Here is a 22,605-nt window from a genome sequence, read left to right as displayed (position 1 = left end):
TTAAACCAACCATGATTTGAAATATTTCACACAAATGTCTAAACCTTCGCCAACGGTAAGGTTCATCTAATCTTTAATAATATTTTAACTTCACTTCTCTCCTACAAAACCAATATTCGTCTTGCTCGATGTTAAAAGTATCACTTGGATTCGAGTGTCTTAAGTCTTGAGTCTTTTGTCTAGTATCTTAAATCTAATACCATAAATCTTGAGTCAAGTATCTAAAATCTAGTATCTCGCTTCTAACATCTAATTTCTCTGCCTGATGGCTTCATAAATCACCACACCGGCAGACACGGACACGTTCAAACTCCCAATATTTCCGACCATAGGAATTTTGACATATTCATCAGCCTGTCCCATCAATTCATCCGATATCCCGTCCTCTTCAGATCCCATTATCAGGGCGGTTGGAAGTGTAAAATCAGCACCATACATCATTCTGTCCGTCTTTTCTGTCACGGCCACCACATTCAAACCCATCTTTTTCAAATCTTTAACCGTGTAATACAGGTTTTTCACCCTTGCTATAGGCAAGTGATTGAGGGCGCCGGCTGAGGTCTTCACTGCATCAGAATTGATCTGAGCGCTTCCCTTTTCTGGAATAACAATGGCATGCACACCGGCACATTCCGCAGTTCTGGCAATAGCACCGAAATTCCTTACATCCGTAATCCTATCCAACACCAAAATCAATGGCGCAATCCCTTTAGAAAAACATTCTTCGATGACATGATCCAATGAAGCATATTGGATGGCAGACATATGAGCCACCACACCTTGATGGTTTTTCCTCGTGATACGGTTGAGTTTGGCCTCAGGAACGCGTACCACAGGAATCTTTTCCTGCTTGGCTATAGCAAGTAATTCTTTGACCAACTCATTATTAACATCTTTGTCAACAAGAATTTTGTCTATATCCTTACCTGCATGAATAGCCTCCATGACTGCTCTTGTTCCAAAAATAAAATCCTTATCGTGCTCTCCTTTGTTGATCAGAAAGCCATCTGTCCGTTTCTCCATGTTGTGATGCTTTTGAACCATTCCGGCTGAAGTGCCCTTGAACGGTTAAGTATATAATAATTAGGAGTCAAAATATTTTTGACGCGTGCAAAGGTAAAGGTAATTTTTGAATTAGAACCTTCCGACAGATATGACCAAATTTCCCCATTGGGTCTGAAGAGGACTTCATTAGGAGGGCCCATTACGGTGTATACCATTCCCCTGTCTGTTTTCCAGCCTTCTTTAAAGTCTGTGAACAGAATATTGGCAAACTCAATTTGCTTAAAATATTCCCTAATTACTGATCTTGCTGCCTCTTCATCCTTCAGCATGCCATACCAATACTGGTCCAAGGCAATTTTTTTATCCCCTGCGGCAAGCAAAGTTTCATGTTCACGTCGGGTAGATATATACACCACCATATCGACCATCTCATCGTAATCTTTCACCTTTGGAAATGCTTCGTGAACAGTCTTGACCAACATACCCTGTGTGGAATTTGTATCAGACTGAATAAAATAATAGCCATCCTTGGTAAATGATTTTGAAGTATTGAGGAGAAAATCACCTTCATAATTCACTTCCACCTCCCTCGGAACAGGCGCTGGACGGATTTCCATCGGAGGTAAAGGAGCATCGTATGCAGTTGGATAATGGAAATTATAAAGACTTACACCTCCTTTTCCTTTAAACTCCAACTGCTCATCTCTCAGGACAAATGATTGATCAAAAGGAATATTATCTCCATAGTAAGCCCAAAAATCAGGATGGCCAAAAACGTATGGACTGATCAGGTCTATATGGTAATAATACATATCACCTTGCCTGGTATCTTTGACCTGCAATAAAGCCACAGCCATCTCCTGAGTATCAGGAATTGTCACTCTTTTTTCGAAATAATAATGAAAATCTGTTTCAAACTTAAGGTCTGATTGATTTAAAGAGATAAGGTTCTGCGCATTTATAGGTTCCTGGTAACTGGAAAGGACCGTATAAGAAAACTCATAAGTATTAAAATCAATATTTTCTTCAATTTTCTCTACGGGCATCTGTAAAACAAAGGTCCTATCCCCTTCCTGCACTGGAATGATTTTTAATGCCAATCTGGAATATCTGGAATAGCGTAGGGCCTGATTGATAGTTTCCAATGTCTGCTGGGAAAACACTATCTTCGGAAAGGAAATCATAAGAATGAAAAGCCCCAGGAAAATGGATGTTTTACGATTGATTTTATTTCTATTCATCTGCTTTTAAAAATTAAGCTTAATTTTGCCCAAATTAATGAAATTTTAGATGGCTACCTATACAACGGAAATTGCTTCAGATAAGTTGGTCAGCGACAACCCCATACATCAACGACTCCTTAAAGCCTATATTGCGGCCAAACCATTTGTCAAAGGAAAACTTTTGGAAGTAGGCTGTGGCGAGGGAAGAGGTGTGGAAGTCTTGATGGAAAATGTAGAATCCTACATGGGTATAGACAAAATCCAAGAAGTGATTGACAACCTGAAATCGAAATATCCGGATGCTTCATTTCAGCAGGCAGTCATCCCTCCTTTCAAGGATCTAAAAGACGATAGTTTTGATACCGTAGTGAGCTTTCAGGTCATTGAGCACATCAGAAATGACCGGCTCTTTTTGGAAGAAATCTATCGGGTTTTGAAACCGGGAGGAAGGGCCATCATCTCCACTCCAAACATCAGGCACACCCTATCCCGAAACCCGTGGCATATCAGGGAATATACCGGCACCCAATTGACAGCTTTATGCAAAAGTATTTTTGATTCTGTGCAGCCTTTGGGTATAGGAGGTAATGAAAAAGTTTGGGCCTATCATGAAGCCAATAGGAAGTCTGTCCAAAAAATCATGCGCTTTGACATCCTGAACCTTCAATACAGACTACCTGCATTTGTCCTGAGATGGCCCTATGAAATCCTTAACAGGATGAACCGCAACAAACTACATAAGCAAGAAGGCGCAGTAGTCACAGACATTACCCATGAAGACTATATCTTGGAAGATGCTGTGGAGAAAGGTTTGGATCTGTTTTTCGTATTGGGGAAAAATTGAAAAACTTGGTCAACAACCTTTCTGGCAACGATTAAAGACTTTAAATCCCTTATTTCCCTTCATTGTCAAACAGAGTTTTTTTGTTCTTTCTTTTCCAGTTGCTTCATGGAGTTCATGATCAACTTTTTACTGATTCCTGAAGGTATGGTAGAAGAAACACTATGCAGGACACGGTTCAATCTCCCTGGGATGATAATCTCCTGTCCTTTGAGAGCTTTATCTATTGTTAATTGGGCTACCTTCCTGGGATGTACCATCATCTTCTGCGAAAACCAGTTCAATTGGCGATGAAGTATATAATTGTTGATGTTAGTGGTCATAGGACCTGGACAAAGCACGCTGACATAAACACCATATTTGTTGACTTCCATGTTCAAAGCCATAGAAAATTGCCTAACAAATCCTTTTGTTGCAGCATAGCAGGTCTTCCTGGGCAATGTATAAAATCCACCAAGACTACTGACATTGATAATATGTGACTTCTTTTGCTTCTTCAGTTCAGGGAGAAGAGCACTAGTCAGTGATATGTACGACATGCAATTGACCTCGATCATCTTTCTCATATAGCTGCTATCCGTATCCTCAAAGAATTCATTTTGGCCAATTCCAGCATTATTGACAAGTAAGCTAACTTCCAAGCCTTTCTCTTTTACATTTTTCACCAGCAATTCAATGTCTTCGTGTTGGGTGAGGTCAGCAACAAATGACTTGACCTGGACCGGATAATTTTCACTTAGAAATTTCTCCAACTTTTCAGGATGGGAAGAGGGAAGATCTACCAGAATAAGATGGTACCCCCTTTCGGCACATTCCAGCGCAAATGATATACCCAGCCCTCCACAGGCACCGGTGATTAGGGCATAAGTTTTATTTTCCATGGCCAGGTCCATTAGAGTGATTGATGAACTGAATGGTTTTACGAAGGCCTTCCGCCAAAGGAGTCACTATATACCCTAACTCATTCGCAGCTTTATTTACTGAAAGTAGGCGATTAGAATACAGTTTATTGACCATAGGCCCAGTTATAAATGGCGCCTTACCAAATAATTCACTCATCGTTTCAGAGACTGCAGCAACGGTACTCATAAGTCCCCTAGGCATTCCTACAGCATTTCTCTTGAGATGCAATTCTTTTTCAAGAACCTGATAGAAACTATTATAACTATGATTTTCTCCTCCTAAGATATAGCGCTGACCAGGTCTCCCTTTTTCCATTGCCAAGATATGCCCATTCACCACATCATCAATAAAGGCATAGTTAGCTTCATATGAACCATCACCAGGCACAAAATAAAAACGCCTTTTCAAAAAACCTTTGACAAGATTATTTACAGGATTATTACCTATCATGCTAGGACCATATACCCTTGGAGGATTAACAACCACCGTTTCAAATCCAGGTTTTGACGCTTTCAGAACCATCTGCTCCGCAACAAATTTGGATGCAGAATATTCATCATCAAATGGCTCTATTAATGGATCTTCTTCTTGAATAGGTGTTTTGATGGAATAACTGATTACAGATGCAGTGGAAGTAAAAACAATTCGGCTAATACCAACACGCTCTGCAGCTTTTAAAATCCGATCTGTTGATGCTACATTGGTGTCAAAGAAGGCGTTTTTTTGGGGGTGCCACATTCGCGCCAAACCTGCCATATGGTACACTTGATGGCAACCTTCTAACAAGCGGACAATTTTTTCCTCCTCATCCAACTCTCCCTTAACCCATTCTAAGGAGGGATGATCAATAGCAGGATGTTCATTGCGATAAAGCGCCCTGACAACATCTACTTTTTCCAATAGCCGTTGGATGAGTCGGCTACCAATGTAGCCAGTTCCTCCGGTGACGAATACTTTCATACTTTAACAGGTGTTATTCGTTGTGATAACAAAGCAGTAACTTCAAAGCCAAGTGCAAGCACCAAATGAATGACCAATGCAAACCAGATTTGGCCGGTATAATAGGTCATCCCAACCAACAACAATCCGAAAGGAATCGACAGTAAAACCTGCTGGAAGTTTTTGACAATATGTACTCCAGCATATAGGATTATATTAAATGCAATTACACCAACCAATGGGGCATCCTTAAAAGTCATAAATAACAGTACTCCCCTGAAATAAAATTCGTAGAACAAAAGGTAGATGACCCAAACCACCCCAAAAGAAAAAAGGCGGGAGCTTGTCAGTTTGGAATACTCTACTTGAGGCCGATTGCCAGATGCCTTCGCTGCCAGCTTATAAATGACGAAACCCAAAACAACACTACCTACAAGTATTGATCCAACATCACGAAGGCTCAGCGGAAACTGCGATTTGATCAGGGCGGTAATTTCATTGGCTCTTTGAAATTTAAGCCATAAAAAAAATACAACAAACACCAAAACACCTGCTATACGTTGGTAATGTTCCAGAAGCCAGGAATCCATCTTATGCTTTTTGAGCCAATTGCGAAGTGCGAATGCACCACAAACCATAACCACGGCAGGCCACATATCGATGACACCATCAAAAAACCAAGAAAATTTACCTATAAAATTTGTTTTAACCATAAAAAATAACAAATATATACCGATAACATTAATATTTTCAGAATATAAATTTAGCAAAATCAATTAAAACAAAATATGACTAACATCATTATTTAGCAATATTTTTTGACATTCATTGCTGTATATACTATGGAAAAGACATGCTTGTAGACAGCGCCCATGCAACTGCTGACTATTCATAATCACCTTTAAATCCGGGAAATAACAAGGTTACTCTTTTGGCCAGACCTTTTGCTTATATCCTAGTTGCACTCCTCTCATACCCTTCTGCTTCCAAACATTTCTTTCTTGCTTCTTGTCTCTTGCTTCTAAAAAAAAAAAGACCACCAAGGTTTCAACAACCCCAGTGGTCCATTCCCGGAATGCTACTTCCGGCATTCCTCTTTTCTCGCACCTACCTTAGGCAGGTAGATTCAAAAAATCTAGTTTCAAGTTTCTAGCCTCTCGTTTCTTGTCTCTCGCTTCTTGTTTCTTGCTTCTAGACTCTAGTTTCTAGCCTCTCGCTTCTCATATCTCTCTTCTCTCACATTCTATCCAACATACTTCCAGAGGACACCGGCCCTAGAATTTTTTCCAGGTCTTTTTTCATTTGTGAAGCAAGTTCAGTATATCCTCTTTCCTCCAAAAGTGGAATAAAGTATTTGAGCATTTCTATGGAAATCATAGCTTCTCTGTCAAATTCCCTGCCTTCCTTATCATAGAAATCCAACATCTGAGTTGACTTATGAGCGATTTTTTCCACAATATCCAAGGCCAGATCATCTTCTCCTACTTCGAAAAGCAATGGCACCATTTGACCGCTTGCCAAGTCATAAGGGACTGCTTTGTCAGGCATGGCTTCCAGGCTATATTTCAGGACTTCTGCAGCTCTTTCCAAATCGTCTTCATCCAGCAACCCAATCGCGATGGCATTGATGGCAGATCTGTGATTAGAAGTAAACCTCCTGAATTCATCATCGAAATAATTATCAGGGTTATCCATGCCTCGAAAAGCAAAGTTCTCCATCACATTTTTGAATGCCAGGTCAGTATTGACCAATTCCGATCTCATCCCTTGAGGTTTGCGAACAGGAAGCAATCTATACGTTAGTCCTTCCATCACCACATAGTCTTCAATATCCAAACTGATGGTCGCCAAAGAAGTGTTGTTGAAATAGATTGGTCTCTCCCAGTTATTGGTAGCGATCAGGTCAATCAGCATCAGATTTCCTTTAGTCAGGTAATTGCCTTTCACCCTGAGGTTTATTTGATCCGTCATCAAGCCTTCCATTCCCTCAGGAATCAAGCCTTGATTATAGACCTTTTCGATATCCACATCCAAAATCAAGTTGCGGGAAGGCACCATATTGAAAGTTGTCTTTCCTCCGGAACTTAACTTGAGTAAATCACTTTCATTTTTCAATAACTTCAGGTATTCCGTTACTGAAATAGCTTCAAGATTTTGCCTGTCCATGACGTAAAGGACATCATTTGTTCCCTTTCGGTAATTTTTATTTTCAAGGGAAAACGGTAATGCCGCTGATTCATTGACAGGTCTGGTCATTTGCTCAACATACCAATCTGTATCGAAATAACTCAATACCACTACCCTGACGTCAGTTCTGAAACCTTCCACTTCCTGCACATACCATAGCGGGAAGGTATCATTGTCCCCTCCTGTAAATAATATCGCATTTGGAGCACATGAAGCAAGGAAGTTTCTGGCAGAATCTACAGAGAAATACCTGCCTTGTCTGTTGTGGTCATCCCAGTTTTGGGAAGCAAGCAAAACAGGTACAGGAAAGGTAATCAAGGTTGCTATAATCCCTGCCACAGCTAGGTTTTTATTTAGTTTTGCAATCCAATGTGCCAATGCCATTACTCCTATTCCAATCCATATCGCGAATGCATAGAATGAACCTACATAGATGTAATCCCTCTCTCTTGGTTCTACAGGTGGAGAATTCAGGTACAAAACCAGCACTACACCCATCATCAGGAATAGCATGGTGTTAATGTAAAATGATTTTGGATCATGCTTGGCCTGAAAAAACAATCCAATTAAGCCCAGAATCAAAGGTAACATCAGGTAGTTATTGTGGGCCTTATTCTGCTTGATATAATCCGGAAATTTATCTGAGAAAAAGTCCGCGATACCCAACCAAGGGGCATCTGACAGGTCGCTTTCCCTACCTGAAAAATTCCACATAAAATACCTCCAGTACATATGCCCTAATTGATGGGAAAACATAAAATAGAGGTTATCCCCAAAAGTTGGCTTTTGACCTTCCCGAAGTCCTAACTTGGAACGGTAAATTTGTTTGTGCCTTTCTTGAGTGGAATAAATTCTAGGCAAAATGGTGGTCCTGGAAGGGTCGTAAACATTGACCGTAGCGTAATCCACCACCTCATATTTATCCTTTCCTTTTAGATAAATCGGCGCACCTTCTTTTTGATCAGTAAGTTCTGCATCAAAATACTGTCCATGCAGTAAAGGCCTATAACCATACTGCTCCCGCTTCAAATAGGAAACATAACTGATGATGTCCTTTGGAGCATTTTCATTGATCACGGGATCCTGATTTGCCCTGATGACAATCAAAGCATAAGAACCATAGCCTATTAATATAAAAGTCAAGGACAGAAGAACGGTGTTCAAAATGACCTTTTGTTTTTTGATCGAATACAGAATACCATATATCAAAGAACCCAGGAATACAGCGGAGAACACCACAATACCGGAACCAAAAGGCAGCCCTATGCTATTGACAAAAAAGATTTCTATAGATCCTGCCAAGCTTGGTAATCCGGGAATAATGAGGTTATTGATGACAATCAACGCTACTCCTCCCAATAATAAGGCGATAAAGGCACCTTTTAGGTTTGGGTTGGGGTACTTTTTGAAATAGTATATCAAGGCCAATGCCGGCAATGTCACCAAGTTGAGCAAGTGGACACCAATAGAAAGCCCAACCAGGTAAGCTATAAAAATCATCCATTTATTTTCTTCTTTAGGATCCTCTATGACATCCCACTTCAGAAAGGCCCAGATTACAATAGCAGTAAAGAAGGAGGACATGGCATAAACTTCAGCCTCAACTGCGGAAAACCAAAAACTATCTGTGAAAGCATAAGCCATGGCACCTACAATCCCTGCTCCAATCAGGCTAATGGTCTGACCTTTACTCTCATTACCTTTTTTAATCTGGAATAACTTTCTTCCAAAAAGTGTAATTGACCAAAAGAGGAAAAGTATGGTAAAGCCAGAAAACAAGGCACTGCCCACATTCATCCAATAGGCAACAGCAAGTCCATCTCCGAAAGCAAAAAAGCCGAACATTCTATAAATCAACAAGAAAAACGGCGCCCCAGGCGGATGTGGCACCTGCAGTTTATAGGAAACCGCAATAAATTCTCCCGGATCCCAAAAACTGGCTGTTTCTTCGACCGTAAGGACATAGACTAACGTAGAAACAATAAAAACCAACCATCCTGTTAGGTTATTGACCTTTTTATAATCTAGCATTGTTATTTAAATAGTTGTGAAGGGCGAAAATAATCAATTAATCTTAATGAGATCAGATTTTAACAGCATTTAAGGATTTGTGATAAAAATTACTGTAATAGGTCAATTTTGACCCTAGCTTTGTATCATCAAAAAAATTAAACAATAAGACCATGAGTGCACAACCTAAAACATTTAGCGAATTGATAGCAGGTGAAACGCCTGTATTGGTAGATTTTTTTGCCACTTGGTGCGGCCCTTGCCAAATGATGCAGCCTATCTTAGAGGATACCTCACGTCAACTGGGTGATAAAATCAAAATCATCAAAGTGGATGTAGATAAAAACCCAATGGCGGCAAGTAAATTCCAAGTACGTGGCGTCCCTACACTTATCCTTTTCCAAAATGGACAGATCGTCTGGAGGCAATCCGGAGTCGTACCTGCACATCAATTGGTAAAAGTAATCACTGACAACATCACCGAAAATGTATAAATTGTAAATGTGACAAAAGTCATTTTACAGTCCATACAACCAATATAATTTTACATCATCATTAACCGAAAAAACAAAATAAAGAATATGATTATCGAACAAATCTACACCGGATGTTTGGCTCAAGGAGCATATTACATCGAGTCCAATGGAGAAGCAGCCATCATTGACCCTTTGAGAGAAGTTCAGCCATACATTGAAAAGGCTGAAAACAATGGTGCAAAAATCAAATATGTATTTGAAACACACTTCCATGCTGACTTCGTATCCGGCCACAAAGATTTATCCGCTAAAACAGGTGCTCCAATTGTATTCGGTCCTACTGGGATGAAAATGGGATTTGATGCAGTTATCGCTGAAGACAACCAAATTTTCGAACTTGGAAATGTTAAAATCAAAGTGATTCATACTCCAGGTCATACTATGGAAAGTAGCTGTTTCCTTTTGATCAACGAAGAAGGAAAAGAAGAAGCTTTATTTACTGGTGACACTTTATTTATCGGAGATGTAGGCCGTCCTGACCTTGCACAGAAAGTAGTAGCTGATCTGACACAAGAAAAACTTGCAGGTCACCTATACGAATCATTGAGAAACAAAATCATGCCTTTGGCAGATGACATCATTGTCTATCCTGCACATGGCGCAGGTAGTGCTTGCGGTAAAAACATGAGCAAAGAAACTACCGATACTTTGGGAAATCAGAAGAAGACCAACTATGCGCTTCAAGAGATGACCAAAGAAGAATTCATCAAAGAAGTCACTACAGGTTTGACCCCTCCTCCAGCATACTTCCCTCAGAACGTGATGATGAACATCCAAGGATATGATTCTATCGATGAGGTGTTGAACAGAGGTTTCAATCCATTGAGTCCAGCTGCATTTGAAGCAGCCGCCAATGAAACAGGCGCAGTGGTTTTGGACACTAGAGATGCTCAAGTATTTGCTAAGGGATTCATCCCTAACTCTATTAACATCGGTATCGACGGAAGTTTTGCAGTTTGGGTAGGTGCTTTGATTCCTGATCTGAAGCAAGAAATCCTAATTGTAGCTGAAGAAGGCAGAGAAGAGGAAGTCATCACCAGATTGGCAAGGGTTGGATATGACTATTCAATCGGTTACTTGAAAGGCGGATTTGAAGCTTGGAAAGCAGACGGAAGAGAAGTAGACACCATTACCTCTATCACTACCGAAGAGTTGGCCAACATCATCGAAAAAGAAGGTCAAGTCAACATCCTTGACGTCAGAAAAAATTCAGAGCACTTGAGCGAGCATGTTATTGACGCTGAGAATGCTCCTTTGGATTACATCAATGACAGCATGGCAAAGATTGATAAAGACAAAACCTATTATGTTCACTGTGCCGGTGGTTATAGATCCATGGTTTTCAACTCAATCTTAAGAGCTAGAGGATTCGAAAACCTGATCGACATCAAAGGTGGCTTTGACGCTATCAAAGATTCGGGATTGTTCAAGGTGAGTGACTACGTGTGCCCAACTACCTTGCTATAATCCAGACTTAGAAAAAGTCGTTAAATTACCCAAAAACTCAAATGGCAAGACTTAAAGTCTTGCCATTTTTAATTAAACCAAAGCTTAGGTGATAAATATCACTTATTTCGCCAAAAAGAATCACCAATTTTGAATATGCTGCGTTTGCTGATATTAATCATGTTTTCAGGCTTCGCTTTTCCGTCATTGGGGCAAGTTGAAGAAGCAGATAGTCTTGATTCAGTCCAAGTAGACACGGTAAGTTTGGCCAAAACGCTTAAAAGCGGAGAGGTGGACTTCCATATCAAATCCTTCTTTATGTCTACCATCAATAAAGGGGATTTGTTAAACTACGCAACACTGGCATCAGGAGCGGGCATAGGATATACCACTCCCGAGTGGAAGGGTTTCCAAGCCAGATTTAACGGATTCTTCAGTTTTCAGGTGTTTGAGCACAATGTGAGAGTTGCAGATCCGATTACCGGAGCAGGAAACAGATACGAACTGTTGCTTTATGACATGAATGACCTGAGCAATACCAACAGGCTAGACCGTCTGGAAGAGCTCTATGTTTCTTATAGGAAAAACAGGTTCAAATTGACATTAGGCAGACAAAAAGTAAACAGTCCTTTGCTAAACGAGCAGGACAATAGAATGAGACCAAACGTATTCAGCGGTTTATCGGCTGTCTACTCAGGCCTGAACACAAAAATCTCTGCTATGTGGATCAATTCTGTAATGATCCGAGGCACAGTAGATTGGTATTCTGTAGAAGATTCCTTTGGAGTATATCCTTTCGGAAGAAATCTATATGGTGAACCCTCAGACTACAAAGGAAGGATTGAATCAAAAGGAATCGCGATGACCGGAGTTCAGTATCACAAAAGTGGTTTGACTTTGCAAGGATGGAATTATTATACAGAAAATGTGTTTAATATGAGCTTTCTGCAGTCAGATTACATACTGAATGTTGGTCAGACTAGAATACATACAGGCATTCAGGGCTTTCATCAGTTCGCTGTAAACGATGGGGGAAATCCTGACACCCAAAGAGCATTTATAGTTCCGGGAGAAAAGACTTCCGGAATTGGAGCAAAACTTGGTGTATTCTCAGGAAGGCACAATGTGTCGATCAATTTCCTGGGAATTAATGACAAAGGAAGGTTTCTATTTCCCAGGGAATGGGGAAGGGAAATTCTCTATGCCAGTCTTGCGCGAGAAAGATATGAGGGAAGTGGAGACATGAACGCTATAGTGCTGAAGTATGACCTGATTACTCCGGTTAAAGGTTTGTTTGCTCAATTAGGTGCCGGCAAAGTCAACCATACCAATATGGATTCATTTAGGACCAATAAATATGGCATTCCTTCTTATTACCACTTCACTGGAATGTTGAATTATAAATTCAAGGATTATTTTGACGGAGTCAATTTACAATTCTTGGTTGTGAATAAAGCTCCTCAGGACCGTTCAATGTTGACAGACCGGTTGAGGATCAACAGGGTGGAAATGTGGAATATAAACTTAGTAATGGATTATAGGTTTTGATATGAGGATTTGTGCAATTAAAGCATAAGAAAAAAGGTAAAGAACTCAACATCAATTGAAAAAAAACAAAAAATAAAACAAACAAAAACAAATGGAACAATTTATCGATTGGATCACCCAGCCATGGCCATGGTGGGTAGCCGGACCGCTTATCGGTTTGACAGTGCCAGTTCTTCTGATTATTGGCAACAAAACCTTTGGTATTTCATCTTCACTGAGACACACCTGTGCCATGTGTGTTCCAGCTAACATTCCTTTCTTTAAGTATGATTGGAAAAAAGAAATTTGGAACATGATATTCGTATTAGGGATTCTGATTGGCGGTTTTATCGCTACTACATTCTTGGCAAATCCTGATACCATTGTTGTTGCTGAAGCTACACAACAGGATTTGGCTGCTTTGGGAATCACAGATTATTCCAAATTATTACCAGCAGAGATTTTCTCATGGGAGAATCTGTTCACCGCTAAAGGCCTATTGTTCTTTGTGATCGGTGGCTTCTTGGTAGGTTTCGGTACCAGATATGCAGGTGGATGTACTTCCGGTCACGCCATTATGGGTATCAGTTCCCTTCAGTGGCCATCAGTAGTTGCCACCATTTTCTTTATGGTCGGTGGCTTCTTGATGACACATGTATTCCTAGGCCCTTTAATGTCTCTTGTAGGATTCTAAACAATTCAGTGAAATGAAAGTAGCAGAAAAAAATATAGCAAGCACAGGTAGTGCTCAGGCAAAAAAAGAAGGATTATTGAAGTACCTTATTGTGGGTATCCTATTTGGTATCGTATTCGTAAAAGCGGAAATTATCTCTTGGTTTAGAATCCAGGAAATGTTCAGGTTACAATCCTTCTTCATGTATGGTGTGATCGGTTCAGCTGTATTGGTCGGAATGGTATCCATTCAGATCATCAAGAGATTCAATATCAAATCAATTGCTGGAGAAACCATCAATATTCCTAAGAAGGAATTCCGTAAAGGACAGATCATCGGTGGGTTTATCTTTGGTTTGGGCTGGGCTTTGACAGGTGCATGCCCGGGACCACTATTCGCTCAGATCGGTAGTGGTTTCACTGTAATTATCGTAACCTTTATTTCTGCAGTAGCAGGCACATGGGTTTATGGTAAGTTTTCAGACAAACTTCCGAATTAATCAATATTAAAACCATGATCTTAAAAAGCCACCTCGAAAGAAGTGGCTTTTTAGTTTCCGAATACTTTTCTGATGACAGTTCGGATCAATAATATGGCAACAAGAACCACAGACCCGGCAATGACAAATTCCATAGTCTATCTTTTTTAATACAAACATGAATGGTTGAAATATGTTCATGTCGTATCTATTTATGAGCATTTTTTTAAGAAAATCTAAAATCAACCCGATTAGATCCAAAAGTTAGGTATTAAGCTGTTAGATTTGTAGCATCAAACCTAAAACCGCTTCATTTTTATGAATTTACTGCAAAAGAGAAGGTTAGCCTTGGGAAGTTTGTTTTTCCTTGCTGGTCTATGTTTTGCCTCATGGGCTTCCAGGATTCCGGACATTCAGATGAAATTTTCTCTTTCTGAAGCTCAATTGGGCACACTTTTATTGGGTCTGCCAATTGGTTCACTGACGGCGCTTCCCCTTGCAGGCTGGGCAGTGCATAAATTTGGAAGCAGGAAAGTGATCATCTTAGGTGGTTTGGGATATATGATATTTCTGCCCCTGATCGGATTTAGCAATTCTTTATGGATGCTTATTCCGGTAATTGTGACCTATGGCATGATTGGAAATTTGATGAATATTTCTCTCAACACCCAAGCACTTGCACTGGAGGATAGTTACGGAAGAAGTATATTGGCCTCTTTTCATGGATTATGGAGTTTGGCAGGATTTACAGGTGCAGGAATTGGTGCAGCCATGATTTATCTGGACATTTTGCCTAAATTTCATTATTTGTTTATTGCCATCATTGTTTTGATGGTAATCTTGCTTTCCCAGAGATTTCTGGTCAATGAGGAACGCACGGAGGGTGGAAATGGGCTCGTCCTCAGAAAACCTGATGACTTATTGTTAAGGATAGGTTTGATTGCCTTTCTGGGCATGTTGTGTGAGGGCTGTATGTTTGACTGGAGCGGGGTATATTTCAAAAAAGTAGTGGAAATCAGTCCCGAATTGGTTGCATTAGGTTATGTGACGTTTATGGGCGCAATGGCTTCGGCAAGATTTATATCTGATAGATTGAATAACCGCTTTGGAAGAATCGTTATCCTCAGGATCAGTGGCATTCTAATTTTTTTAGGCTTGATCCTGGCAGTATCTTTCCCCACTCCTACTTCAGCAACTTTTGGGTTTTTATTGGTCGGGCTGGGTGTAGCTTCCATCATTCCGATTTCTTACAGTGTAGCTGGTCGATCCAAACTTTATTCTCCGGGAGTTTCCTTGGCCATGGTTTCCACAATATCCTTTTTTGGTTTTCTTATTGGCCCTCCATTGATTGGATATATCGCAGAAATCTTAAATTTGAAAGTATCTTTCACACTGATCGCCATTTCTGGATTAGGTATCGCTGCCTTGACATCCTTCAGAACGGATGTCTTTCAAACAGCTGACATGAAAATCAAACCATGACCAAAACAGACAGACTGCCATTTCAATTTGAAAAAACCATAGAAGTTTTTTCTTTCCAAATAGATCCATCCGGAAAACTACGCTGGTCAGCCTTGGCTGACATGATGCAGGAAGTGGCCTGGAAGCACGCGGACAGCAGGGATTTCGGTCAAAAACTTTTCGAACTGGGGCTGATGTGGGTATTGTCTAGATTCGAGATCAAAGTTCACCAAATGCCTTCTTGGGGAGATAAAATCATCATCAAAACTGCCGGAAGAGGGATTCATAAACTCTTTGCCTTGAGGGAATTCCTGGTAGAAGATGTTCATGGCAATATCCTGGCAGAAGCAATGTCTGCATGGCTTTTGTTGGATATTAAAAGCAAGAGGCCACTTCGTCCTGCTCAGGCATTACCCTCTGAATTATTTAATCCCAACCCTGATGAGACATTGAATCCTGAAAAAATTGTTGTTGGGGAATTGAACGAAACTGGCACTTTTATAAGGGTCCGTTATTCCGATTTGGACATGAATAACCATGTAAATAATGTCAGCTATATTCGTTGGGTAGAAGATTTTTGTTTTGAAAAGGAACTTCCTTTTTCAGACCTATTGATCAATTATGTTTCGGAGGCGACTTTGGGAGAGGAAATAGAATTGATGTTTAATCGCTCAAATGAAAATACTTATATTGTAGGAATTTGTAAGGGCAGACAGGTATTTTCTGTTAAGCTTTTAAATAAAGATTAAGCATACAACCTTTTTTTTCTAAGCAGTTAACAATCATTCAGTCTAGTTTTAAATGCTTGGCTTTAAATTAATTTAATTCAAAAAGCTACTTTTCCCACCGATTTTCGGGGCAGGCATTGATGAATAAGTAGCCAAAAATCAAGATGGCAAAATCCTATCAACCCACAAAGCCACAGTCGGCCCGGTTCGCCATCATTCCTCCCCTGATCTCCACAAAATAAGAGTTAAATAAAGTTGAAAGTTTGGTTTAAATTGTCAATTTGATAAAATTATAGAACACAAATCTATAAGAAATAGATTTTCATACCGAATGTGATTTAAATCACATCTTCGCATATGTGGTTTTATAGATATTTGTTTTGTCCTACAATATCCATATGAAAGATATATTTCAACCATTTGTGAAACTGCTGACTTTGATGGTCGGCCTATTACTTTCAATCACCTTATTGACAGCCCTTTTGATCGGTATAGTCATTGTGGTGTTCAGTGGTGGATCACTCCCCGGGGTAGATCAATCCGCCTCTTCAGTCCCCGCAGTCAGTACTGTTGTAGCTGAGGTTTATAGAGGGGTAGTTCCAAAAGAAGGTATGTGGGTAGCACCTGCATGGAATACGGTCGATCAGGAACCTAATGCAGAAGATATCAAATATGGCAGGGAATTGATCGCCAATACTTCGGAATATTTGGGACCAAATGGAAAAGTAAAGAAAATTTCCAACGGCATGAATTGTCAGAACTGTCACTTGAACGCCGGAACAGCACCTTTGGGCAATAACTACGGCGCAGTAGCTTCCACTTATCCAAAAGTGCGGGCCAGATCAGGACAATCTGAGGACATTCCCAAAAGAATCAATGACTGCTTTGAAAGAAGTTTGAACGGTCAGGCGCTTGCCAATAACAGCAAAGAAATGATCGCTATGGTAGCCTACATGGAATGGCTTGGAAAAGATGTTCCAAAAGGAGAAACGCCAAAAGGAGCCGGTATCTATGAAGTGCCTTTCCTGGACAGAGCAGCTGATCCAATCAAAGGAAAAACTGTCTATGCCCAACAATGTCAAAGCTGCCATATGGAAGATGGACAGGGCATGAAAAAGCAAGATAACACCGGTTATATCTACCCTCCACTTTGGGGAGATCACAGCTACAATGATGGAGCCGGTCTGTTTAGAATGTCAAGATTTGCAGGATACGTCAAAACCAACATGCCATTGGGGGCAACATTTGAGAGACCACTGCTAAGTGATGAAGAAGCATGGGATGTAGCTGCATACATCAACTCCATACCAAGACCTAAAAAAGATATTACCAAAGACTGGCCGGATATCAGTAAAAAACCAATCGACCACCCATTTGGTCCTTTCTCTGATGAGTTTACAGAGGAGCAGCACAAATTTGGTCCTTTCAAGCCTATCAGGGAAGCCAGAAATAACACAACAAAATGAGATTACTGACCATTATCGGAGCATTTTTAGTAATCTTCAATACCAGTAACTCACAAGACAAAACTGAACCCGAAAACACCCAGGCCGATTCTCCCATCAAAGGGAAAATTGGCCTGAGGTCTTTTTGGATGTCAACTAATTACTGGGAAGACTTCAAAAATGATTACGCATTAGGCCAAAGTGCCTATTTACAACTGCAAACCAAAGAATTCAAAGGATTCTCCATCGTTGGAAAATACACTGTCTTCGGCAGAGTAATGAGCTCAAATCTACTGGAAAGAGATCCCATTACCGGTAACTTTAACAGGTATGAAGTAGGGCTTTTTGATGTCCGCAATCCTTCAGATGACCTATTCGGTAAAATTGAAGAATTACAAATCCGCTATAGGTCGAATAAATTCCAGGCTGTTCTTGGCAAAATGGACATCAATACCCCCTTTATCAACCCACAGGATGGCAGACTGTCCCCTACTTATGTAGAAGGATTGAGATTACAGTTCCAACCTGATTCCAAAAATCAGTTTTCCGCGGACATCATAGGACGGATTAGTCCCCGCTCTACTTCGGAATGGTTTGATATTGGAGAAAGCATTGGAATTTACCCGGTAGGGCAAAGTGAATTTGGGCAACCTTCCAAATATTTAGGCAACACATCTAGTGACTTCTTTGGCGTATTGGATTGGAGGCACCGCTTTAATTCCGGCCTACAGTTACAGCTTAACAACACGTACGTCGATAATATTTCCAATACCATTCTCTCACAATTAAATAAAGATTGGGAATTAAAAGACAGCAATAATAAGCTTGTTACGGGATTACAGTTTATTGTCCAAAACGGCATCGGTGAGGGCGGAAATCCTGATCCGGAAAAGAGATTTAAAAATCCAAATGACCTGAACTATGTGGTCGGAGGGAGAATTGGCATCAAAAATGAAAGGTCTCTTCTCTACTTTAATTACACAAGAATGGATGGAAGGGGGAGATTCCTGAATCCAAGAGAATGGGGAAGGGATCCCTTTTTCACCTTCATTCCAAGAGAAAGGAACGAGGGATACAACTTTGTAGATGCATTTTCCACCTATTACCAAAGAGACTGGAAAGAAAGTGGACTTCAGTTCTATGGTTATGCAGGCATACACTTATTACCTGATCCGGGCAGCAATATTGAAGTAAACAAATACGGTTTCCCTTCGTATGCCCAAATGAATCTTGCTGGTAAATATACGCCTCAAAACTGGGGCAAAGGCCTGGATTTTCACCTGATCCTCATGAGCAAAACCAACCTCAAATCAGGAGAAATGAGGCCGCAATGGATTTACAATAAAGTCAATATGATTCATGTCAACTTTATCCTCAACTATACTATCCAATGGAATTAAATAAACAGATCACATTGAGGGAATTTGAAGAAATCCTTCAAGAAAAACCAGCCTTGATGGTCTATTTCTACCAAGATAAGTGCGGGGTCTGCAAGATGCTGTACCCTAAGGTGAAAGCCTTAATTGAAACTTCTTTTCCAAAGATGGAAATGCTGGTATTGGAAGCTGAGCAAAATATAGCACTTGCTGCCCAACTCCGGATGTTGGCAGTGCCAGGCATCATGGTGTATTTCGATGGACGCGAGTTTTTCAGGGCAAATGGACTTGTCACCATAGGAGAACTTCAATCAAAAATTGAGAGGCTTTACGGGTTGATGTTTGAAGAGGGTGAATAACAGTATGAAGAAAGTTTCATTACTAATTATTTCACTGAATATTCTTCCTGTTTTATCCCGGGTTTAATGTCCAATAGATTGAAATTAGCCTCCCAGCAACTTTTTGATATCCTTATACATTCCTCTACGAATTGGGATAACATAGTCCTGTATATGTAATTCCTTTGAATTGAAAGAGCCTATTTCGGAGTAGTTGACCACATAGGACTTATGGACCCTGACAAATTTTGCAGCAGGCAGAGGCTCTATCAGATCCTTGAGAATATCTCTGACCACATAGGACTTAGTCTTTGTCTGAATCTTGGTGTACAAGCCATCTGCCTGAAAAAACAAAATATCATTGATGGATAAAGGAACAGTGAAGCCCTTATCTTTTATTGAAATGATACTTTTTTCAGATTTTGATTTGAGTTTGCTTTTTCCACTCAACGCCAAATGCACGGCTGATCTTAACTCGTCCACAGTAAAGGGTTTCAATAAATATCCTTCGTATTTATTGGCTGCTATGCGGTCAAGATAAGAAATATCTGAGAATGCAGTAAGATAAACTACGGGTACATCATACTTCAATTTAACTTGCTGGCAAAGTTCTATCCCATCCATATCCCCTTTTATCTGGATATCCATTAAAATGAGGTCTGGCTTTTGAGTTTTCAAATAACCCAGTACTTCTTTAGCATTATCAAAGATGCCAATCACCCTAAAACCAAGATGTTCCAATAAATCCTGGATATTTTGAGCCAGTTCAATCTCATCTTCAACTATCAGAATATTTTTCATGGGCGAAATATACTTTTGAATCCCATTCATGGATTCGATTTCAAAATAATATGTAGTATTTTGTAAATGAAGTCAACTCTTGTTAGAAACGAAAGACCTTATTTTACAACCTAATATAACATACTATGAATAGAAGTGAAAAAATTCTGTATGCCTTGGGACGGTCTTACTTTGAGTTAGAAGCGGGAGAAAAATTAAGTAAATCAATCCCCAAAATACTTAAGTATCTAGGTGAGGCTTCAAAAGTAGATAGAATTTACATTTTCAAAAACCACTTCAACGAAGAAGGTGAGTTTTGTATGTCATATAAGTTTGAATGGTGCGCTGAAAATGTAAGCCCACAGATTGAATTCGAATTCCTACAATCACTCCCATGGTCCATATTTCCTGAAATCGAAGAAGCATTACGTAAAAACCATTTCATCAACGACTTGGTGTCCAACACAAAAAACCATGTTTTTTATGAAAGCATGGCTGAACAGGGAATACTCTCTTACCTTTTTGTACCAATTTTTTCAGGCAGAATTTTTTGGGGATATATCGGCTTTGATAATTGTCAATCAGAGGTGTTTTTCAGTGAAGATCAAGCTACAGCACTTCATGCTTTTGCATCCACATTGGGGACCAAACTCCTGGCGAATAAAAGAAAACAAAAACTTATCAGAACACATCAGAATTATAGCTTCCTTTTGAATAATATTAACGATGTTGTATTTAGAACTGATAGAGATGGGAATTTTACCTTTTTGAATAAAACATGGGAAAACCTTTCCAAGTACAGTATTCAGGAATCTCTTGGCACCAAGTTATTTAATTACTTTGATCATGATCACCTATCAAACCAGGGGAATATTTCCATAAATGATTTTGAAAATCCTGGAGGAAAATTTGAAAAAGACCTGATGCTTTCCGTAAAAGATGGAACTAGCATTTGGGTCAAATTACAGGGAAGTATCAACCCTGACAAAGCAGGTAATCCTGAAAGTTTTTTTGGCACTTTGTCGAATATACATTCCAGAAAATCCGCTGAAGATAAGGCCAGCAAGCTGAACAAACTATTACAAGCTGTCAACGAAACCCAACTGAGCTTTTTTGAGCAAGAGGATTTCACCTCACCAATGAACACACTTTTAGAAAATCTCCTCAAAATTACCGGATCGAAATTCGGTTTTACCGGAGAAGTCCTTTACGATGAAAAAGGCAGCCCTTATCTTAAATCACACACCATAACCAATATAGCTTGGTCAGATGAAACTCAGGCATATTTTGAGTCAAATTTCAAAGTAGGAATTGAATTCAGAAATCTCAACACCCTATTCGGGGCAAGTTTAAAAACAGGAGAAATTGTAATTTCCAATGATTGCAAAAATGATCCAAGAAGTGGCGGAACCCCTCATGGGCACCCTCCTTTGTATCGCTACATGGGCATTCCAATATTCAAGGGAACTGAATTTCTGGGTTTAATGGGGTTTGCCAATAAGGAAACTTATTATACCATGGAGGACGTCAAATTCCTTGAGCCAATAATCTCTGGGTATGCAAATTTCATAAAAGCAATTCGCATCAATAGGCGTAGAAAAGAGTCCGATGCAATGTATCGTCTGATCTCCGAGAACTCAGGAGATATTATCGCTATTCATGATTTTGACCTCAGATTCAGATATGTCTCTCCATCTATTGAAAAAGTCCTTGGCTATAAACCAGAGGAAGTAATTGGTAAAAAACCTCATGAAATATTCAAAGAAATAAGTATTGATACCGAAAATATAGGTGGTGTACAAAAAAGAGTGATCCACCATCAACATAAAACAGAAGGTAAAGACATATTTCTTGAAATTCTTAGTCGGGATTTATTGGATGAAAATGGCAAACCGTTCGGTATAGTGGCAGCATCCAGGGATGTAACAGAACGGGAAATGATATTGGCGGAATTAAAAGTGGCTTTGGAAAAGGAAAAAGATCTTAACCGCTTGAAATCAAGGTTCATTTCCATGATCTCACATGAATTCCGAACTCCTCTTGCCACTATTAACAGTAGTACTGAATTGATCGGCTTAACGCTTTCTAGCTTAAGAGAAACCGGCATTACGGAAAAGACAAACACCTATTTGACCAGAATCAATACTCAGGTAAAAAGATTGACGAGTATCATTTCAGATATATTATTGCTGGAAAAAAATGCACTGGAACCCATACCTGCCAAGCTTGAAATGGCATACCTAAATAAATTTATATTAGGACTTGTAGATGATTATTTCACTAAAGACAATGAAAAAGAGATTGATGTTCAAATTCCAGAAGTGGATATTAAAATCATGACTGATCCAACTTGGTTAACCCATATAGTCAAAAATATCCTGGAAAATTCCATTAAATACTCTCCGGAAAGGCAAAAGAAACCAAAATTGCAAATACAACACTTAAAAGCACATTATAATATCAAAGTAACTGACTATGGCATCGGCATTCCTCTTGATGATCAAAAACATATCTTTGACTCCTTTTTTAGGGCTCAAAATGTCTCAAACATTAAAGGTACCGGTTTAGGCCTAAATATCGTAAGAGACTTTGTCAATAAACTTGGAGGAGAACTCACCTTTAAAAGTAAGGAGGGAAAAGGGTCTGTCTTTAACATAAAATTCCCATACCTAATCAAATAAAAATTAAGGCAATTAGGTCCAAGAAAAG

The 22,605-nt window shown here is 39.7% G+C and carries 19 protein-coding genes; 12 read left to right on the top strand and 7 right to left on the bottom strand.

Annotated features, from left to right (window positions below; translation table 11 throughout):
* Positions 1 to 249: 249 nt before the first annotated feature.
* A complete protein-coding gene (gene rlmB, locus ACFFIP_RS13840; protein ID WP_382388275.1) occupies positions 250 to 1,023 on the bottom strand; it encodes a 23S rRNA (guanosine(2251)-2'-O)-methyltransferase RlmB in 774 nt (257 codons plus the stop codon).
* Positions 996 to 2,246: a GWxTD domain-containing protein gene (locus ACFFIP_RS13835; protein WP_382388274.1), complete on the bottom strand. Its 1,251-nt coding sequence runs from the start codon at positions 2,244 to 2,246 to the stop codon at positions 996 to 998. Before ACFFIP_RS13835 ends, rlmB begins: the two co-directional genes overlap by 28 nt.
* 49 nt (positions 2,247 to 2,295) lie before the next feature.
* Between ACFFIP_RS13835 and ACFFIP_RS13830 the strand changes: the two genes are divergently transcribed.
* Complete coding sequence (locus ACFFIP_RS13830; protein WP_382388273.1) at positions 2,296 to 3,072, top strand: class I SAM-dependent methyltransferase; 777 nt, start codon at positions 2,296 to 2,298, stop codon at positions 3,070 to 3,072.
* A 65-nt stretch (positions 3,073 to 3,137) separates the two neighbouring features.
* Here ACFFIP_RS13830 and ACFFIP_RS13825 read toward each other — a convergent pair whose 3' ends face one another.
* The 4 genes from ACFFIP_RS13825 to ACFFIP_RS13810 form a co-directional block, all read right to left on the bottom strand.
* Positions 3,138 to 3,950: an SDR family NAD(P)-dependent oxidoreductase gene (locus tag ACFFIP_RS13825; protein ID WP_382388272.1), complete on the bottom strand. Its 813-nt coding sequence runs from the start codon at positions 3,948 to 3,950 to the stop codon at positions 3,138 to 3,140.
* The gene (locus ACFFIP_RS13820) at positions 3,940 to 4,932 is read right to left on the bottom strand and encodes an NAD-dependent epimerase/dehydratase family protein (protein WP_382388271.1); all 993 of its coding nucleotides are present in this window, start codon (positions 4,930 to 4,932) and stop codon (positions 3,940 to 3,942) included. The genes ACFFIP_RS13825 and ACFFIP_RS13820 overlap by 11 nt, the downstream gene beginning before the upstream one ends.
* Positions 4,929 to 5,624, bottom strand: coding sequence for a CPBP family intramembrane glutamic endopeptidase (locus tag ACFFIP_RS13815; RefSeq protein WP_382388270.1), 696 nt, complete (start codon positions 5,622 to 5,624; stop codon positions 4,929 to 4,931). The genes ACFFIP_RS13820 and ACFFIP_RS13815 overlap by 4 nt, the downstream gene beginning before the upstream one ends.
* Positions 5,625 to 6,147: 523 nt before the next feature.
* Positions 6,148 to 9,129: a glycosyltransferase family 117 protein gene (locus ACFFIP_RS13810; protein ID WP_382388269.1), complete on the bottom strand. Its 2,982-nt coding sequence runs from the start codon at positions 9,127 to 9,129 to the stop codon at positions 6,148 to 6,150.
* A 152-nt stretch (positions 9,130 to 9,281) separates the two neighbouring features.
* Here ACFFIP_RS13810 and trxA point away from each other — a divergent pair, with 152 nt between their 5' ends.
* The 10 genes from trxA to ACFFIP_RS13760 all read left to right on the top strand — a co-directional run bounded on the left by trxA (position 9,282) and on the right by ACFFIP_RS13760 (position 19,137).
* A complete protein-coding gene (trxA, locus tag ACFFIP_RS13805; protein WP_382388268.1) occupies positions 9,282 to 9,602 on the top strand; it encodes a thioredoxin in 321 nt (106 codons plus the stop codon).
* A gap of 87 nt (positions 9,603 to 9,689) precedes the next feature.
* Positions 9,690 to 11,111: an MBL fold metallo-hydrolase gene (locus tag ACFFIP_RS13800; protein WP_382388267.1), complete on the top strand. Its 1,422-nt coding sequence runs from the start codon at positions 9,690 to 9,692 to the stop codon at positions 11,109 to 11,111.
* Between the two features lie 159 nt (positions 11,112 to 11,270).
* Positions 11,271 to 12,638 (top strand): hypothetical protein, encoded by a 1,368-nt coding sequence (locus ACFFIP_RS13795; protein ID WP_382388266.1) that lies wholly within the window; start codon positions 11,271 to 11,273, stop codon positions 12,636 to 12,638.
* Between the two features lie 91 nt (positions 12,639 to 12,729).
* A complete protein-coding gene (locus ACFFIP_RS13790; protein ID WP_382388265.1) occupies positions 12,730 to 13,311 on the top strand; it encodes a YeeE/YedE family protein in 582 nt (193 codons plus the stop codon).
* 13 nt (positions 13,312 to 13,324) lie between these two features.
* A complete protein-coding gene (locus ACFFIP_RS13785) occupies positions 13,325 to 13,789 on the top strand; it encodes a DUF6691 family protein (RefSeq protein ID WP_382388264.1) in 465 nt (154 codons plus the stop codon).
* A gap of 297 nt (positions 13,790 to 14,086) precedes the next feature.
* Entirely contained in the window at positions 14,087 to 15,250 is a 1,164-nt protein-coding gene (locus ACFFIP_RS13780) for an MFS transporter (RefSeq protein ID WP_382388263.1), read from the top strand.
* Positions 15,247 to 15,978: an acyl-[acyl-carrier-protein] thioesterase gene (locus ACFFIP_RS13775; RefSeq protein ID WP_382388262.1), complete on the top strand. Its 732-nt coding sequence runs from the start codon at positions 15,247 to 15,249 to the stop codon at positions 15,976 to 15,978. Before ACFFIP_RS13780 ends, ACFFIP_RS13775 begins: the two co-directional genes overlap by 4 nt.
* Before the next feature lie 377 nt (positions 15,979 to 16,355).
* Entirely contained in the window at positions 16,356 to 17,423 is a 1,068-nt protein-coding gene (locus ACFFIP_RS13770; protein ID WP_382388260.1) for a c-type cytochrome, read from the top strand.
* Complete coding sequence (locus ACFFIP_RS13765; RefSeq protein WP_382388259.1) at positions 17,420 to 18,802, top strand: hypothetical protein; 1,383 nt, start codon at positions 17,420 to 17,422, stop codon at positions 18,800 to 18,802. The genes ACFFIP_RS13770 and ACFFIP_RS13765 overlap by 4 nt, the downstream gene beginning before the upstream one ends.
* Complete coding sequence (locus tag ACFFIP_RS13760) at positions 18,793 to 19,137, top strand: thioredoxin family protein (protein WP_382388258.1); 345 nt, start codon at positions 18,793 to 18,795, stop codon at positions 19,135 to 19,137. Before ACFFIP_RS13765 ends, ACFFIP_RS13760 begins: the two co-directional genes overlap by 10 nt.
* 84 nt (positions 19,138 to 19,221) lie before the next feature.
* Here ACFFIP_RS13760 and ACFFIP_RS13755 read toward each other — a convergent pair whose 3' ends face one another.
* A complete protein-coding gene (locus ACFFIP_RS13755; RefSeq protein ID WP_382388257.1) occupies positions 19,222 to 19,917 on the bottom strand; it encodes a LytR/AlgR family response regulator transcription factor in 696 nt (231 codons plus the stop codon).
* A gap of 125 nt (positions 19,918 to 20,042) precedes the next feature.
* Between ACFFIP_RS13755 and ACFFIP_RS13750 the strand changes: the two genes are divergently transcribed.
* Positions 20,043 to 22,577: a PAS domain S-box protein gene (locus ACFFIP_RS13750; protein ID WP_382388255.1), complete on the top strand. Its 2,535-nt coding sequence runs from the start codon at positions 20,043 to 20,045 to the stop codon at positions 22,575 to 22,577.
* Positions 22,578 to 22,605 lie beyond the last annotated feature (28 nt).

It is taken from the genome of Fontibacter flavus, assembly GCF_042432905.1.
In the GTDB taxonomy this organism is placed as follows: domain Bacteria; phylum Bacteroidota; class Bacteroidia; order Cytophagales; family Cyclobacteriaceae; genus Fontibacter; species Fontibacter flavus.
Note: the sequence above shows the minus strand (reverse complement) of the source record. Positions and strands in the feature narration are given on the sequence as shown.

Bases quoted from the DNA above. Each gene is read 5' to 3' on its own strand.
- ACFFIP_RS13750 (WP_382388255.1), top strand. From the start codon at position 20,043: ATGAATAGAAGTGAAAAAATTCTGTATGCCTTGGGACGGTCTTACTTT.
- ACFFIP_RS13760 (WP_382388258.1), top strand. From the start codon at position 18,793: ATGGAATTAAATAAACAGATCACATTGAGGGAATTTGAAGAAATCCTT.
- ACFFIP_RS13825 (WP_382388272.1), bottom strand. From the start codon at position 3,950: ATGGAAAATAAAACTTATGCCCTAATCACCGGTGCCTGTGGAGGGCTG.
- ACFFIP_RS13785 (WP_382388264.1), top strand. From the start codon at position 13,325: ATGAAAGTAGCAGAAAAAAATATAGCAAGCACAGGTAGTGCTCAGGCA.
- ACFFIP_RS13800 (WP_382388267.1), top strand. From the start codon at position 9,690: ATGATTATCGAACAAATCTACACCGGATGTTTGGCTCAAGGAGCATAT.
- ACFFIP_RS13795 (WP_382388266.1), top strand. From the start codon at position 11,271: ATGTTTTCAGGCTTCGCTTTTCCGTCATTGGGGCAAGTTGAAGAAGCA.
- ACFFIP_RS13835 (WP_382388274.1), bottom strand. From the start codon at position 2,246: ATGAATAGAAATAAAATCAATCGTAAAACATCCATTTTCCTGGGGCTT.
- trxA (WP_382388268.1), top strand. From the start codon at position 9,282: ATGAGTGCACAACCTAAAACATTTAGCGAATTGATAGCAGGTGAAACG.
- ACFFIP_RS13755 (WP_382388257.1), bottom strand. From the start codon at position 19,917: ATGAAAAATATTCTGATAGTTGAAGATGAGATTGAACTGGCTCAAAAT.
- rlmB (WP_382388275.1), bottom strand. From the start codon at position 1,023: ATGGAGAAACGGACAGATGGCTTTCTGATCAACAAAGGAGAGCACGAT.
- ACFFIP_RS13770 (WP_382388260.1), top strand. From the start codon at position 16,356: ATGAAAGATATATTTCAACCATTTGTGAAACTGCTGACTTTGATGGTC.
- ACFFIP_RS13815 (WP_382388270.1), bottom strand. From the start codon at position 5,624: ATGGTTAAAACAAATTTTATAGGTAAATTTTCTTGGTTTTTTGATGGT.
- ACFFIP_RS13790 (WP_382388265.1), top strand. From the start codon at position 12,730: ATGGAACAATTTATCGATTGGATCACCCAGCCATGGCCATGGTGGGTA.
- ACFFIP_RS13775 (WP_382388262.1), top strand. From the start codon at position 15,247: ATGACCAAAACAGACAGACTGCCATTTCAATTTGAAAAAACCATAGAA.
- ACFFIP_RS13810 (WP_382388269.1), bottom strand. From the start codon at position 9,129: ATGCTAGATTATAAAAAGGTCAATAACCTAACAGGATGGTTGGTTTTT.
- ACFFIP_RS13830 (WP_382388273.1), top strand. From the start codon at position 2,296: ATGGCTACCTATACAACGGAAATTGCTTCAGATAAGTTGGTCAGCGAC.
- ACFFIP_RS13820 (WP_382388271.1), bottom strand. From the start codon at position 4,932: ATGAAAGTATTCGTCACCGGAGGAACTGGCTACATTGGTAGCCGACTC.
- ACFFIP_RS13765 (WP_382388259.1), top strand. From the start codon at position 17,420: ATGAGATTACTGACCATTATCGGAGCATTTTTAGTAATCTTCAATACC.
- ACFFIP_RS13780 (WP_382388263.1), top strand. From the start codon at position 14,087: ATGAATTTACTGCAAAAGAGAAGGTTAGCCTTGGGAAGTTTGTTTTTC.